We start from the raw sequence: 15,704 nt of genomic DNA on the forward strand, positions 1-15,704 counted from the left end.
CGAAGGAGCGGATTTACAGTCCGCCGCGTTTAGCCTCTTCGCTATCTCTCCAATGTTCAACAAAAACTATTATATCATGAAAATTTACAAAAAACAAGCTTTATTTTGCTAAATTATAGTTTTCAATCAAAATTTCCACAGCTTTTTCAAGTTTTTTATAAAAACTATCGACATTTCCATTCTTTATGATCGCAAATTGATTATCTAGTTCAGCAATTTCACCAATAACCTTTTTACCAATCGTTAAAGTATACCCTTCATACTTTTCCTTACCAACTAAAACAGTTGCGTCTGTTAATTGAATTTCAATTTTTTTATCTTTTTTACTCATACGATACCTCTTTTCACTCTTCCTATTGTACAAGAAATTTAAAAAACTGGCAAGAAAAAAACTCTTTACCAAGCTAATCTTGATAAAGAGTTTTTGTGACAAAATCTAATTTTTTTAACCTAGGGAAGGCTCATTGTTAGTGGGTTGTCCCACCCACTAATTTTATGTCCTTATCTTTATAATCTACGATAGCACCAATCGCAGCTTCGATACCTCTGACGATATCAGTTAAATTCATAGATGCTGTATTAGGTTTATTGATCACCTGTTCTGTCATATAGGGAATATGCATAAAGCCTGCTCTCATATGTGAAAACTTTTTATCCGCTAAATAGAGAGCCTGGTACATCAAATGATTACAAACAAAGGTTCCTGCTGTATTGGACACTGTAGCTGGCAACCCTTCCTCTTTAATCGCTTGAACCATTGCCTTAATAGGTAGTGTGCTAAAATAGGCTGCTTGACCGTCCAGGCGTATAGGAGTGTCAATCGGCTGATTTCCTTGGTTATCAGGAATTCTAGCATCATCTTGGTTGATGGCAACTCGTTCAGGAGTTAGACTAGTTCTTCCTCCTGCTTGTCCGATGCAAAGCACCGCATCTGGCTGATAGCGGGCGATTGTTGTTTCTAATACCTCTGCTGCTTTATAAAAGACTGTTGGGATTTCTACCCAATGAATTTCAGCTCCATGAATCTCAGATGGTAATGATTTAACAGCTTCCAGAGCTGGATTAACCTTTTCACCACCAAAAGGATCAAAACCTGTTACTAATATTTTCATTTTATTTCCTTTGCTAAAATGCCAAAAAGTACATCAAAAATATATGTAGGATGATCATGATAACAGCTACTCCTACTTGCGCTTTGATAACCCCATTTGGATCTTTCATATCCAGGAGAGCTGCCGGTAAAGCATTAAAGTTAGCCGCCATTGGGGTCAATAAGGTTCCACAGCAACCTGCCGTCATTGCTAGAGCTGCAGTCACGATTGGATCAGCTCCCAAGGCAAATACAAAGGGAACTCCAATTCCAGCAGTAATAACAGTAAAGGCAGCAAAGGCATTACCCATTATCATGGAGAATAGAACCATCCCAAGGACATAAGCTACCACACCCATAAAACGACTGCCCGAAGGAATTAGACCACTTATCAAATGAGAAATCAGGTCTCCAACTCCTGCTACGGTAAATATTGCCCCTAAAGCACCTAAAAGTTGAGGCACAATCCCACTGGTTGAAACTTGTTGCACCATGCGATCGTTTTCTGCTAGCAAACTTCTAGGAGAACTCTTAGTAATCAATAAAAGTGAGATGGTTGCGAAAAATGCAGCAAGGCTGATAGCAATCTTACTAAACTCAGGGATCATTTTTGCTAATACCAAAGCAATCAAAGCCATTAACATGACTGGAATAAAAATTTTATTCTTTAGTCGTTTAGCTTCAATATTTGCCTTGACTTCATCCAGAGACGGTAAGGTGCCGATACGAACCTGTTTAAAGAGAGTTAGTAGGGCTAATAGCACTACGATAACCCCAATACAGACAGAAGGTAGATAGGAACCACCGATAAAACTGATGCCCAATAAAGCCCAAAACCCAGCCGTTCCAAATCGAACTGGGTTTGTTTTATCTTTATAGCTACAATAAGCCGTATGAAGGAATTGACAACCAATCACAATATAGGTCAACTCTAATAACTGACTTGCTAGATTGCTCATTCTTCTTTTCCTTTACTAAGCTTTTTCACTAGCAGTTTTCTATCAAACAGGTAATTGTAAATTCCTACCACAAGTAGGGCCACTCCTGCAACTATAAGCGAAGCTGAAGCAATTCCTGCATAATTACTTTCGTAACCTAATTGGTCCAGTGTGCCCCCTATCAAGAGGACACCGCCTGCACCAACGAAAGTATTTTGAGCAAAGAAATTTGCGAAATTATCATTTGCTGCTGCACGCGCTTTTAGCGCTTCGCTCTCTTGCTTCGTTAATTTTCTACCTAATTGAGACTCTGCTGCTGCTTGTCCCATGGGGTGAACCAAAGGCCTTACAAACTGCGGATGTCCTCCTAGACGAATGGCAAAGAATCCATCAAGTTCCCGAAAAAAGAAATAAACTGTATAAAAACTTCCTACGGTCAGTCCTTTAATCTTTTGAATCAAGTCAATCGAACGTTGCTTGAGGCCAAAAGTTTCAGATAAACCAACTAGTGGCAAGGTTACCATAAAAATCGTCAGAACTCGTTGATTACTAAATTCTTTTCCCAAAATTTCCAAGAACTCAACAAGAGAAACTCCAGAAACTAGAGCTGTAACTAAACTAGCTAAGACTACCGTTGCAATGGTATCTAACTTATAGACAAAACCAATCACAATGATAACTATCCCTATTAGTTTAATCCATTCCATATAGGCCCCTTTATTCCAAAAGTACTAGTCTGTTTTATTTGACATGACTTTCTAATTCTTTTTGGTATTTATTATTTGATTCCAATTTTTCTTTTTGCCATTTTTCAAGAGCTGCTTGATATTCTTTAGCAGTTACAATCTCTTTTTGCAGTTTCATTCCCTTGAAGATGTATGGATCACCCTTAATACCTACTTGTGAGTATGGTTTAGAGAATGGAACGACATTGCTGACAACTGGTGAACCACCTGATGAAGCTGTTGGCATCAAGAGAGAACTATCAGTAAGCCAAGCTTGAGCTTTAGCATATTTTTCATATCTCTTATCCAAGTCATTTTTCTCAGAAACTGCATCATCCAAGAGTTTCTTATATTCGTCTAAACCTAGTTGAGCTACTACTTCCTTGTCTTTTCCTTTAGTAATACCAAGGTGTTTCATAGCGGAACCAGTCTTAGGATCCATGATATTGAGATAACTTGCTGGATCTTGGTAACTTGGAGCCCATCCAGTACTGTTCAAGTCATAGTCTTTTTGAGCAGGAACACGCGCTTGAGACGTAATGCTTTCTTTCTCGTTATCAGTCATCTGAAGGACATCGATCACGACATTTTCTGAACCAAGAGTTGACTCGATTGATTGTTTAAAGGAATTGCTTTGTTGAACGGCAATGGTATCTGTCTGTTCAACTGGGACATCCAAGTGAATTGGGAAGGTTACACCTTTTGATTCCAACTCTTTCTTAGCTTTTTCAAATGAAGCTTTGGCTTTGTCAGGATTGTAGATGGTATCTTTTCCGTCGACTAGCTCAACACCTTTCCATTGGTCTCCATAGTTGACCAATTCTTTTTGAGCGATATCACCAAAGTTTTTGCCACCAGATTGTACAAAGTTATCTGGTACTAAGCTGTTACGAATAATCTTGTCCGCACCATCTTCACCATTGAGCTGGGCAGCATAAGAATGACGGTTGAAGGCAAAGTTGATTGCTTGACGGAAGTCCTTGTTCAACATTGCTTCTTTTGTAGAAGTTTTCTGTTCTTCACTTGTTTTCGCTGTCTTATTGAAAGATTGACGGTTTACGTTAAAGGTAAAGTAGTAACTAGTTGAATCCTGTGGACTATATGTAATTTTATCCCCGTATTGTTCCAAAGTAGAAGCAAAGTTTGAGCTACTTGGGAAGAGGCGAGCTGTTGTGTAAACACCCGAAGAGAAGCTACGGATCAAGGATTCTTGGTCTGAGCCATCATAGTAAGTTAATTTAACTTTCTCAATTTTAACCTTCTCTTTATCCCAATAATTTGGGTTCTTTTCATATTCGATTAAAGATTTTGAAGTCAATGTCTTCAAAATATATGGACCGTTATAAAGAATACCAGCTGGACTGACCGTTCCATAATTTTTACCAGAAGCTTTGAGGAATTCTTCATTTACTGGCAACATAGTTGCTGAAGTTACTTTGGAATTCCAGAAAGTTTCAGGTGCGTTTAGAGTGTACTCAACAGTATAATCATCCACTGCCTTAACTCCAACTGTTGAGAAATCGTTAGTCTCACCAGTCATATATTCATTCAAGCCCTTAATTGAGTTTTGAATAAGAGTGACACCGTCTGATTTGCCATCAGCTACGTGTTTCAACCCAGTAACAAAGTCATGCGCAGTTACTTCAGCGTATTCTTCACCTTCTGACGTGTACCATTTAACCCCTTTGCGAAGTTTATAAGTATAAGTCAAACCGTCTTGTGAGACACTCCAATCCTCAGCGAGGGAAGGAATCAAATTCCCGTATTCATCGTTTTCCAACAAACCATCAACGACGTTACCGATGATATCCGTTGTTGAAGTACGAGTTGCGATACTGTAGTCCAAAGATGATGGGTCTACTCCATAGACATAAGAGAAAGTTGTAGGCGCATCTGCTTCCTTGTCAGCTTTCCCACAAGCTACAAGAAGAACTGCTGTACTCAGGACCACTCCTGCTGTTAACATCCACTTTTTCGTTTTCATAAAGAACTCCTTTAATAATTTTTAATCTACTTTTACAATCCAACCTTCTGGCGCTTCAATGTCACCAAATTGGATACCTGTCAATTCATCGTATAGTTTACGAGTTACTGGACCAACCTCTGTTTCACTGTAGAACACATGGAAGTCATCACCGTGTTGGATTCCTCCAATTGGTGAGATAACTGCCGCAGTACCGCAGGCACCTGCTTCTACAAATCGATCCAGACTATCAATTGGTACATCTCCCTCAACAGGCTTCAAGCCCAAACGATGCTCTGCCAAATAAAGTAATGAGTACTTGGTAATCGATGGCAAGATTGATGGACTCAATGGGGTTACAAACTCATTATCAGCTGTAATTCCAAAGAAGTTTGCTGAACCAACTTCTTCAATCTTAGTGTGTGTTGATGGGTCAAGATAAATAACATCTGAGAAATGACGGGATTTAGCCATTTTTCCTGGCAAAAGACTAGCTGCATAGTTCCCACCGACCTTGGCAGCCCCTGTTCCATTTGGTGCAGCACGGTCATACTCGTCTTGAATCAAGAAGTTTGTTGGAACCAATCCACCCTTAAAGTAATTTCCAACTGGCATAGCAAAGATGGTAAAAATATACTCCTCAGCTGGTTTTACCCCAATGATATCTCCAACACCAATCAAGAGCGGACGAAGGTAAAGAGTTCCACCAGTTCCATAAGGGGGTACGTATTCTTCATTTGCACGAACAACGGCTTTACAAGCCTCTACAAACATTTCTGTTGGAACTTGTGGCATCAAGAGACGATCACAGGTACGTTGCAGACGTTTAGCATTTTCATCTGGACGGAAGAGTTGAATACTGCCATCCTTTGTACGATAGGCTTTCAATCCTTCAAATGCTTGCTGTCCATAGTGAAGGCTTGGAGATGATTCTGAAATATGCAAGGTTGCATCTTCTGTTAATTCTCCTTGAGACCATTGTCCATTTTTAAAATTAGCGATATAACGATAAGGTAGTTTCATATAGGAAAAACCGAGATTTTCCCAATCAATCGTAACTGTCATGACAATCTCCTTTATTCTAATCAAGCTCTGTGTTCTATTCTACACTATTCTCCTAAAAATTCAAGTATTATTTGTAATTTTCTGAAAATTTTACTTATAAAAAATCAGTCACTAAGACCGATTTTTAATTTTCTTTGTCTTCTTTAAAGATTTCTTTGAGATAAGCATCAAAAACTTCTTCATCAGAAATGCTATCTGAGATAAAGCTTCCATTGCTTGTACGTTCTGATAGATTCAAATCTTGTAGGATTGATTCGTAAATCGTTCCATTATTTGATTGAATCACAAGTGTTTGTTCTCCATCTTCTACTTCTGTACTAAAGAGATCTCCAACAAATCCTTGTTCTGAGACCGCTCCAGCCAAGAATACGCGATGGGGTTTACTCTTTAATTCTCTCAAGACTTGAAGGCCACGATTGGCACGACTGGTTGCTGGAATTTCCTCTGTTGAAACACGTTTCAAGCTTCCACGTTGCGTTAAAAGATAGAAAGACGAAGTATTGCAGATAAAGGCTGCTTGTATCACATCATCTGCTTTGAGATTCATGGCTTTGACCCCTGCAGCTTTGGCACCGATAACTGGTACTTCTTCGATGTTAAAGCGGAGGGCATAACCGTTTCGACTGATCAACAGAACATCATCCAATTTAATCGGAGCTACTGCAACAATCTGGTCAGTATCGTCTTTCAACTTAGCGTACTTGACAGATTTAGAACGATAGGTTCTCCATGGAGAGAATTCTTTGCGTTCTACCCGTTTGATTTGTCCAAGTCGTGTTGCTGCAAAATAAGTTGTCGCATCATCAAATTGATCAACAACTTCTACATAGAGCACTTCTTCATTGGTTTCAAAGTTTGTAATAGACTGGCTCAAATGCTCTCCGATATCCTTCCAACGAATATCTGCTAATTCATGGACTGGTCGGTAAATGACATTCCCAAGCGTTGTAAAAATTAAAAGGTGTTGAGTAGTTTTGACAGATTGAACGAATAGCAATCGGTCATCATCCCGTTTACCAATTTCTTCTAAGGTTGAAGCTGCAAAGGAACGAGGGCTAGTCCGTTTGATATAACCTGCCTTAGTCACGCTAACGTAAGTATCTTCTTCAGCGATAAGGCTAGCTGTATCAATCTCAATGACTTTAGCTGTATCTTCTAAAGTACTCAATCGAGGTGTCGCAAATTTCTTCTTGACCTCACGGAGTTCTTTCTTCATGAGATTGTACATTGTACGTTCATCACCGATGATAGCTGCAAGCATAGCAATCTTTTCACGAAGTTCTGCTTCTTCTTCTTGCAAGACAACCACGTCTGTATTGGTCAAACGATACAATTGCAAGGTAACAATGGCCTCAGCCTGTTCTTCTGTAAAATCATAGCTGACCTTGAGGTTTTCCTTAGCGTCAGCCTTGTTCTCAGAAGCACGGATAAGGGCAATAACTTCATCCAGGATAGAGATGACACGAATCAAACCTTCCACGATATGGAGACGTTTTTCAGCCTTTTCCTTGTCAAAGCGAGAACGCGCCAAGATCACTTCACGACGGTGGGCAATATAGCTAGACAATATAGGCACAATTCCAACCTGACGAGGGGTGAAATTGTCAATCGCAACCATATTGAAATTGTAGTTGATTTGTAGGTCAGTATACTTGAAAAGGTAATTGAGAACGAGCTCCGTGTTCGCATCTTTCTTGAGTTCAATTGCGATACGAAGACCATCACGGTCAGACTCATCCCGAACCTCAGCAATACCTGCCACCTTATTATTGACACGGACTTCATCAATCTTCTTGACTAAACTAGCCTTATTAATCTCATAGGGAATCTCAGTGATAACGATTTGTTCCTTACCACCTTTAAGTTTCTCAATTTCCGTCTTGGAACGAACAACCACGCGCCCCTTACCAGTTTCATAGGCCTTTTTAATCTCGTCACGACCTTGGATGATAGCTCCCGTAGGGAAATCTGGCCCAGGCAAGAATTCCATCAACTTCTCAACCTTGGCAGTTGGATGATCAATCATGTAGACTGTCGCATCGATAACTTCAGCCAAATTATGCGGTGGAATATCCGTGGCATAACCAGCTGAAATCCCGGTCGAACCATTGACCAAAAGATTCGGAAAGGCTGCTGGTAAGACAGTTGGTTCTTTCTCCGTATCGTCAAAGTTCCAAGCAAAAGGAACTGTCTTTTTCTCGATATCCTGAAGGAGATAGCCTGCAATCTCTGACAAACGTGCTTCAGTATAACGCATAGCCGCAGGCGGATCTCCGTCCATAGAACCATTGTTACCGTGCATTTCAACCAGAATCTCACGGTTTTTCCAATCCTGAGACATACGGACCATGGCATCATAGATAGAAGAATCTCCGTGTGGGTGAAAATTACCCATGATGTTCCCGACTGACTTAGCCGACTTACGGTAGCTCTTGTCAAAAGTATTGCCATCCTTATTCATCGAATAAAGAATACGGCGTTGAACCGGCTTCAATCCATCCCGAATGTCTGGCAAAGCCCGGTCTTGAATGATGTACTTGGAGTAGCGACCAAAACGCTCTCCCATGATGTCCTCCAGGGACATGTTTTGAATGTTACTCATATAGGATACAAAGCCCGTAAAATGCAAAGTGAAAATAGGAAATTCTTACAGTGATCGATGCTCACAAGAGAATTTATCTTTTTCACACATCATTTAGGGCGTGTTCAACTCCTTTCAAAGAATGTAGAGTATGTTTTTATGGAAAAGTTGTTCAGTCACTATAAATAACCAAACGACCCTTTCTATGATTTAAAATTATAATTTGTGTTCTTTATTTACTGAGTGATTAGGAAGTTTTTCCTCGGCATACTCAATCATCTTCTCAGCTACTTCCCTATCATAGTCAAAGCCCATCTTTTGGGCAAGGCTTTGAGCTTCTTGGTGGAAAAGTTGTATGTTTGCTAATAAAGACTGAGTGATTTTATCTAAACTTGAGAAATCAAGCAGATTTGAGAATTCTTTCTCCTTCTCAGCAGGTAAATAGTTAAAGAGATACTTATAGTTCTTGCCGATGTCGACATCCCCCCCATCACTTGCCACCTGCCAAGCCAAGATCTTTAGGAGTTCTTGTTGACAAATACCGTAGAGATGGTCAGTCGAATAGATAAGTTGCTTACGACAAATTCCTTTGACCACGTAGGCTGACACCCACCAAAATTCATTACAAGATTTTTCAAAATCCGTCTCAGTAGCTGGGGTTATCCAGTAACGCTCTGGACTTGGAGAATAGGTCTCAAACAAGCCCTTAGTGTCCTCTAGCACCGTGAAATCCGCTTCGCTTTCTACCCACTCTTGAATGTGGTCTTTGGGGCAGAGGGTTAAATCAATCCGATTGCCATCTTCAAATAGCATGAGATAGAGACGACAGTTGCCTAGGATATTATGTTGCTCAATGATACGTGTGCCAAACTGGTCCAACCAAGCAAGGTCACTCGTCAAATTATATAAGTCGTCCACGACATAAACAACATCATAGTCTTGAAATTCATCTGTTTGAATCTTTTGGTTTGTACGTGAACCAGATAGAGCCACAGCATCAACCTGTAACTTTTTAGCTATTTGTAAAATCAGTCCAAGCATTTCCTGGTCAGTTCTCATGTGGTTCATCCTCAGTGGTCTCTAGGTTCTGAATAACAGCATCTTCATTTCTTTCCTTAAGAAGCTTCTGAACTCTTTTTATTTCAAGCATCCAAAGTAGGAATTGAATTCCTGAAAAAAGGCCTTGCAAGAAAATAAGTATATAAATTTCTTTCGTTTCTCTAAATAATACAAAAACATTTACAATTGAGAAGAGAAATATAATCGTAACGTTGCATATTAATATCCGAGCAAACTTACTAGGAAAATAATTGATGTGTTTGATACTTTTATAAAGATTAGTAATCGCATAAGTTAAACTTAAAGGTATATGGGCTAGTATATAAAATATCTTTAAAAACACTTCTAAGTAGGGGTCGTCTATATACGGATTAAATAATACGAACACACCAATATTACACGCCATAAATACTAAGGAACTTAATGAGTTTGAATATTCTATTTCCTCTCTATTGGAGATTGCATCAAGAATTATACCAGCGATAACAATGATTTCGAAAAAGAAAAATATCATTATTAAAGAACTGTTCACTGTTCACCCTCCTTTGTCTTCTGAACTCTTTTTCTTTCAAGCTCTCCGACCAAGAATTGAATGATAAAACTAATACCAAAAATTGGTAATAGCAAAATAATTCCCATTTCTTGCGCCAACATTATAAATAGTAGGTTCATACCTGATAAGATTGCTAAAAACCAGGCATTTATCTTAAGAAGTTTTGAGTAACTACTAGGATAATATCTGAGATGTCTGGTACTTTTATAAATAGCTGTAAGACTGAATGCTAAGCTAGCTGATGTGAAAATATAAAAGTCAAAAACATAAAAGAGCAAACCTGCATAAGGATTGGGTCTTAAAGGATTATCAAATAAAAAGACACAGGTAGTTAATATGGTTAATAGTAAAAATTCAAGATAGAGACTTTGCTCAGGTTTACCTTGTTTGGCAATTATATACATAATTGCACCTAAAGCTAAGACTATGAAAAGAAATGAACTATCAAACAATAAACTGATCATGATTTATACCTCTTTTAAAGAGCTAAGATTATGAAAAAAAGATTTCTTTAAAACACTGTTGCTTCTTCCAGTGTAAACTTGACATTATCCTCAATCCACTTACGACGTGGTTCAACCTTGTCACCCATGAGGACATTGACGCGACGTTCTGCGCGTGCTAAATCTTCAATCGTAACACGAATGAGGGTACGGGTTTCTGGATTCATAGTTGTTTCCCAGAGTTGGTCCGCATTCATCTCACCAAGCCCCTTGTAGCGTTGGAGGGTAGCGCCTTTACCGAACTGCCTACGTAGTTCCTCTAGTTCACCATCCGTCCAAGCATAAGCCACTTCTTCTTTCTTGCCTTTGCCTTTAGACATCTTGTAAAGAGGCGGAAGGGCGATATAGACATGTCCTGCTTCAACTAGCGGACGCATATAGCGATAAAAGAAGGTTAAGAGAAGAGTTTGAATGTGGGCACCGTCGGTATCCGCATCGGTCATGATAATGATCTTGTCATAGTTGGCATCTTCAAGGGAGAAGTCTGCCCCCACACCAGCACCAATGGTATAAATCATGGTATTGATTTCTTCATTTTTGAGGATATCCGCCATCTTAGCCTTGGCTGTATTAATAACCTTACCTCGAAGAGGTAAGATAGCCTGGAACTTGCGGTCACGGCCTTGCTTAGCAGAACCACCGGCAGAGTCCCCTTCGACCAGGTAGAGTTCGTTCTTAGCTGGATTTTTAGACTGGGCTGGGGTTAATTTCCCAGAAAGCAATCCCTTGTCTTTCTTATTCTTCTTGCCATTTCGGCTCTCATCACGCGCTTTTCGTGCTGCTTCACGGGCATCACGCGCCTTGATTGCTTTACGAATCAGATTTGAAGCTAATTCTCCATTTTCCATGAGGAAGAAAGTTAACTTATCAGCTACAATTCCATCTACAACAGGACGAGCAAGCGGACTTCCAAGTTTATCCTTAGTCTGTCCCTCAAACTGCAAATGTTCTTCAGGAACGAGAATTGATAGAACTGCTGCTAATCCTTCACGGTAATCTGAACCTTCTAGGTTTTTATCTTTTTCTTTGAGAAGGCCAGTTTTTCGCGCATAGTCGTTCATAACTTTGGTAATGGCAGACTTGAGTCCTGTCTCATGCGTTCCACCGTCCTTAGTGCGAACGTTATTGACAAAGGACAGGATGTTATCTGAAAATCCATCGTTATACTGAAGGGCTACTTCCACTTGGAAACCATTATCTTCCCCTTCAAAGTATAGGACAGGCGTCAAGGTTTCCTTGTCTTCATTGAGGTAAGAAACAAAGTCCTGCACCCCATTCTCATAATGGAATTCAATTGCTTCGTCTGTTCGCTTATCCGTTAATGACAAGGTTACATTTTTCAAGAGGAAGGCTGACTCATTGAGACGCTCTGAAATGGTATTGTATTTAAAGTCTGTCGTAGAAAAGATACTAGCATCCGGCATAAAGGTCACTTTGGTACCTGTTTTAGACTTAGGTGCAGTTCCAACCTTTTCAAGAGTTGTTACTGGTTTCCCACCATTTTCAAAGCGTTGTTTGTAAACAGCCCCATCACGTGTAATTTCTACTTCGAGCCAACTAGAGAGGGCATTCACGACAGAAGAACCAACTCCGTGAAGACCACCAGAAGTCTTGTAGCCACCTTGACCGAATTTTCCTCCAGCGTGGAGAATGGTAAAAATAACCTCAACCGTTGGAATCCCCATAGCGTGCATACCAGTTGGCATCCCACGCCCATGGTCTTGAACCGTTAAACTACCGTCTTTATTAATCGTTACATCAATACGATCACCAAATCCAGATAAGGCTTCATCGACTGCATTATCGACAATTTCCCATACTAGGTGATGGAGACCAGCACCGTCAGTCGATCCGATATACATCCCTGGACGTTTACGGACCGCATCCAACCCTTCTAGCACCTGAATGGCGTCATCATTATAATTGTTAATATTGATTTCCTTTTTTGACACAAGGAACCTCCTATTTGTTCATCTTTTCTATTTTACAGGTTTTCTAAGGATTTTGCAAAATTTTCAAGTTAAAAGCCTATTCACAAGTCCTATTTAGTAAAAAAATCACTCATTTCCACCCTAAAAAAAGAAACCAAGACGAGAGTCTCAGTTTTCTTTTCCTTTAACTTGGCTTGTTGCTATATCTTCACCAAACCATTTCTGGCTAATTTCTTGGAATTTTCCTTCTTGATAGAGTTCCACAAAAGCCTTATTCAAATTGGCTAATAAGATTATATCTGCTGGTCTTACTCCGACTGCAAAAGACTCACTCTCAAAACCAGCTGGGAAAATCTCATACTGGTCTAATATCCCTTCCGTTTTAAGATAATAATTGGCATAAACACGGTCAATTAAAAGAGCATCAATCCGATCATTTTGCAAGTCAATCAAGGCTTCATTAAAGCTCTGATACTGGTTTGCTTTTTGATCTTTTACGATATTTTTCAAGAGGTCAGGTTGAGCTTCAAAGTCCAGATAACCCGAAGAACCTGCCTGAGCACCCAAAATCTTACCTGCCATATCAGACACTGATTGGATATTTTGCGATTTTTTAGAGACGAGAACTTGCTGATTTTCCATGTAAGGAATGGTAAAAGCTACCTTCTCACGACGTTCATCTGTCGCAGAATAACCATTCCAAATAGCATCAATGGTCCCATTTTGAAGCTCTGTTTCCTTCATATCCCAATCAATCGGTTGAAATTGAACCTTAAAGCCAAGTTTCTCAGAAACAGCTTGGGCTAAATCAATATCAAATCCAACATATTGCCCATTCTTTTCTTCAAAACCCATAGGAACAAAGGTATTGTCAAATCCGATGGTTATTGTTCCTTGTTGTTGGTATTTATCCCAATTATCGACTTTGGGATCACTAGCTTTTTGTGTGCATCCTACCAGGAAAAAGGCCAGAAAGAATACCAAAACAAGGCTGATTTTCTTTCGATTCATAGACACCTCCTACTTAGGCTCTACTTTGAGAATCTGGTCAGCAATATTTTCTGCAAACTGGAGATCGTGGGTTACGACAATTTGAGTCATGCCTAATTCTCGATTTTGTAAAATCAGTTTTTCAACTTCGAGACGCAACTCTGGGTCAAGGGCTGAAGTTGGTTCGTCATAACCAATCACCTCAGGATCTATCATCATAGCGCGTGCTAAGGCAACCCGTTGCTTTTGACCACCAGATAATGAGTATGGATAAGCATCTGCGTGAGCTTCGAGCCCTAGACGAGCGAGTAAGTCAGTCGCCTTCTTCTTTGCGTCTACTTCAGACATTCCCATAGTCTTAATAGGTGACAAGATCAAGTTCTCCATAACGGATAAGTGAGGAAAAAGCTGAAAATCTTGAAAAACAAAACCTAACAAGTGACGCTTCTCAAGTTCATCCAGAGGTAGGGATTCTCCATTATAAAAGATCTCTCCTGAATCAATCGTTTCTAGTCCAGCTAACATTCTGAGCAAGGTAGTCTTCCCACCACCAGATGGACCAACAATAGCTAAAATCTGCTTTTCAGGAATTGTTAAACTGAAATTGGATAAAATTTCTTTTTTTCCAAATTTTTTGCTGATATTTCTTAACTCTAACATGGATAACCTCCTATCTATAGTAGCTGAATTTTTTCTCAAGTTTCTTAGCTAAAATTGTAACGATACCAATCATAAGCAGATAAATAGCTCCTGCTAGAAACATTGGAATCAAGCTAGCATCACGATTGGCAGCGGTTCGACTAGCTAGGATTAAATCTGAAATACCGAGCGCATAGACCAGAGAAGTATCCTTAACCAAACTCATAACCTCGTTAAATACACTTGGTAGGACAATCTTGGTCACCTGTGGCAAGATGATGTAGCGAACGGTATCGATAGGTTTGAATTTCAAAACCTTAGCTGCTTCGTACTGCCCCTGAGGAATGGTTGCAATTCCTCCACGGAAAATTTCAGCAAAATAGGCTGCATAATTAAGCGTGAAGGCAATAATCGCTGCAGGCACACGATCTAAACGAATCCCAATATTTGGAAGGACATAATAAATAAAAATTAGTTGCAAGAGCAAGGGTGTCCCGCGCATCACCCAGATATAGATATCAATCATGTAATGGAGGGGTTTCCAATGGACCTGTAAGCAAAAGGCAACCAAAATGCCTAAAGGGATTGAAAAAAGTAAGACCAGTGCAAAAACTTGTAACGTCATTGTCGCACCGCTCAATAAACTTGGTAATATCTCGAATAAGTAAGACATATTCCACCTCCTAAAAATAATTGTTCTCATTATAGCATAAATAAACACAAAATCAAGGATTTTCTGAAATTTTCATGAATTTTTAAAACTTTAGCCTTAATTTCCGAACAATAGTGTTCATAATAAAAATTTTCTACTTACATAAAGTATCAGATGTCACAAATTGAGAAAAGATTCCTTTCCGTTTCTCTCTCATTTCATGGTATAATGTCTACACCTCACCCAGCAGTCCAACAACTAACCAACTCTAACCCCTTAACCCCAGCGATTTCAAGTCGTTGGGGTTTTCGTGAAAAAGTGCTTGACTCTTTCCTTACGGAGAGTTATGATGGACACACCAACAAAGCAAAGGAGATTTCTATGGAAAAATTCACTAACAGAAGTATTCAAAATAATGAACTTGAACAAGAGCAATTCTCGCTTCAAGACCGCATTCAAAATATCCACAATTTTGAAAACGAAGACACCACCCGAGACCAAGAAATTGCTATAGTAGCCAGCATGATTGGCAGAATCCCTACGCTGGAACGCCAAAATTCAGACAGCCAAGATTTTCACGATATTTCGGTCTGGACGCTTCAAGAAATGCTTCGGGTGAGTTACGAGTTGGGCAAACTGTCGCAAGAAGCTCCAGTACCCACCGAGCTTTAAATTGGCAACAAAGCAAAACTAAAAGCCTTCGAAAATTTTGACTACTATTGGAGAGATATGATTCAGCCAAATTTCAAAATTTTCTACCGCCCAAACTCCCCCAAATTGAAACAGTTCACCTTACAACTTTCGAAGAATTACACGGTGTAGGATGTGTTTTTAATCCTTGTTTTAGAAGTAAAAATCCCATCACGGACGAATATTCTTGGGTTTATACTTGCCGTTTTCTTAATCCTGAGCGTGCCAAAAAATATTATACTGCTTGTTATAGAACGGAAGATTTGGACGAATTTGTCGTTTGGAATTGCAAATTACAGAAAGAAAAGGTCGAAGTTTTAAACAT

15 protein-coding genes are annotated in these 15,704 nt (G+C 39.5%); 1 reads left to right on the plus strand and 14 read right to left on the minus strand.

The window, feature by feature from the left end:
• Positions 1 to 100: 100 nt before the first annotated feature.
• From ADH31_RS03780 to ADH31_RS03845, 14 genes are all read right to left on the minus strand, one after another.
• Positions 101 to 331, minus strand: a complete 231-nt coding sequence (locus tag ADH31_RS03780; protein ID WP_000037108.1) for a DUF2969 domain-containing protein — start codon at positions 329 to 331, stop codon at positions 101 to 103.
• 136 nt (positions 332 to 467) lie between these two features.
• Positions 468 to 1,112, minus strand: a complete 645-nt coding sequence (gene pcp, locus ADH31_RS03785; protein WP_049509075.1) for a pyroglutamyl-peptidase I — start codon at positions 1,110 to 1,112, stop codon at positions 468 to 470.
• Between the two features lie 13 nt (positions 1,113 to 1,125).
• Positions 1,126 to 2,049 carry a DUF979 domain-containing protein gene (locus ADH31_RS03790; protein ID WP_049509076.1) on the minus strand — a complete coding sequence of 308 codons (924 nt, stop codon included), beginning with the start codon at positions 2,047 to 2,049 and terminating at the stop codon, positions 1,126 to 1,128.
• The gene (locus ADH31_RS03795; protein ID WP_049509077.1) at positions 2,046 to 2,735 is read right to left on the minus strand and encodes a DUF969 domain-containing protein; all 690 of its coding nucleotides are present in this window, start codon (positions 2,733 to 2,735) and stop codon (positions 2,046 to 2,048) included. The genes ADH31_RS03790 and ADH31_RS03795 overlap by 4 nt, the downstream gene beginning before the upstream one ends.
• Before the next feature lie 34 nt (positions 2,736 to 2,769).
• The gene (locus ADH31_RS03800) at positions 2,770 to 4,737 is read right to left on the minus strand and encodes a peptide ABC transporter substrate-binding protein (RefSeq protein WP_049509078.1); all 1,968 of its coding nucleotides are present in this window, start codon (positions 4,735 to 4,737) and stop codon (positions 2,770 to 2,772) included.
• Positions 4,738 to 4,758: 21 nt separating this feature from the next.
• On the minus strand, positions 4,759 to 5,781 hold the full coding sequence (locus tag ADH31_RS03805; protein ID WP_000219010.1) for a branched-chain amino acid aminotransferase: 1,023 nt from the start codon (positions 5,779 to 5,781) through the stop codon (positions 4,759 to 4,761).
• A gap of 124 nt (positions 5,782 to 5,905) precedes the next feature.
• Positions 5,906 to 8,383 (minus strand): DNA topoisomerase IV subunit A, encoded by a 2,478-nt coding sequence (parC, locus tag ADH31_RS03810; RefSeq protein WP_080980063.1) that lies wholly within the window; start codon positions 8,381 to 8,383, stop codon positions 5,906 to 5,908.
• Between the two features lie 195 nt (positions 8,384 to 8,578).
• Complete coding sequence (locus ADH31_RS03815) at positions 8,579 to 9,421, minus strand: aminoglycoside 6-adenylyltransferase (protein WP_049509080.1); 843 nt, start codon at positions 9,419 to 9,421, stop codon at positions 8,579 to 8,581.
• Complete coding sequence (locus ADH31_RS03820) at positions 9,411 to 9,953, minus strand: hypothetical protein (protein WP_239682032.1); 543 nt, start codon at positions 9,951 to 9,953, stop codon at positions 9,411 to 9,413. The genes ADH31_RS03815 and ADH31_RS03820 overlap by 11 nt, the downstream gene beginning before the upstream one ends.
• Positions 9,950 to 10,438 (minus strand): hypothetical protein, encoded by a 489-nt coding sequence (locus ADH31_RS03825; protein ID WP_049509081.1) that lies wholly within the window; start codon positions 10,436 to 10,438, stop codon positions 9,950 to 9,952. Before ADH31_RS03825 ends, ADH31_RS03820 begins: the two co-directional genes overlap by 4 nt.
• A 47-nt stretch (positions 10,439 to 10,485) precedes the next feature.
• A complete protein-coding gene (gene parE / locus ADH31_RS03830) occupies positions 10,486 to 12,429 on the minus strand; it encodes a DNA topoisomerase IV subunit B (protein WP_049509082.1) in 1,944 nt (647 codons plus the stop codon).
• A gap of 147 nt (positions 12,430 to 12,576) precedes the next feature.
• The gene (locus ADH31_RS03835) at positions 12,577 to 13,419 is read right to left on the minus strand and encodes an amino acid ABC transporter substrate-binding protein (RefSeq protein ID WP_049509083.1); all 843 of its coding nucleotides are present in this window, start codon (positions 13,417 to 13,419) and stop codon (positions 12,577 to 12,579) included.
• A 9-nt stretch (positions 13,420 to 13,428) separates the two neighbouring features.
• Positions 13,429 to 14,058, minus strand: a complete 630-nt coding sequence (locus ADH31_RS03840) for an amino acid ABC transporter ATP-binding protein (protein WP_049509084.1) — start codon at positions 14,056 to 14,058, stop codon at positions 13,429 to 13,431.
• A gap of 10 nt (positions 14,059 to 14,068) precedes the next feature.
• On the minus strand, positions 14,069 to 14,710 hold the full coding sequence (locus ADH31_RS03845; protein WP_049509085.1) for an amino acid ABC transporter permease: 642 nt from the start codon (positions 14,708 to 14,710) through the stop codon (positions 14,069 to 14,071).
• A 153-nt stretch (positions 14,711 to 14,863) separates the two neighbouring features.
• Here ADH31_RS03845 and ADH31_RS09900 point away from each other — a divergent pair, with 153 nt between their 5' ends.
• Complete coding sequence (locus ADH31_RS09900) at positions 14,864 to 15,361, plus strand: DUF6900 domain-containing protein (RefSeq protein ID WP_152904329.1); 498 nt, start codon at positions 14,864 to 14,866, stop codon at positions 15,359 to 15,361.
• Positions 15,362 to 15,704 lie beyond the last annotated feature (343 nt).

The sequence above is a fragment of the Streptococcus pseudopneumoniae genome, assembly GCF_001072375.1.
Lineage (GTDB): Bacteria > Bacillota > Bacilli > Lactobacillales > Streptococcaceae > Streptococcus > Streptococcus pseudopneumoniae_L.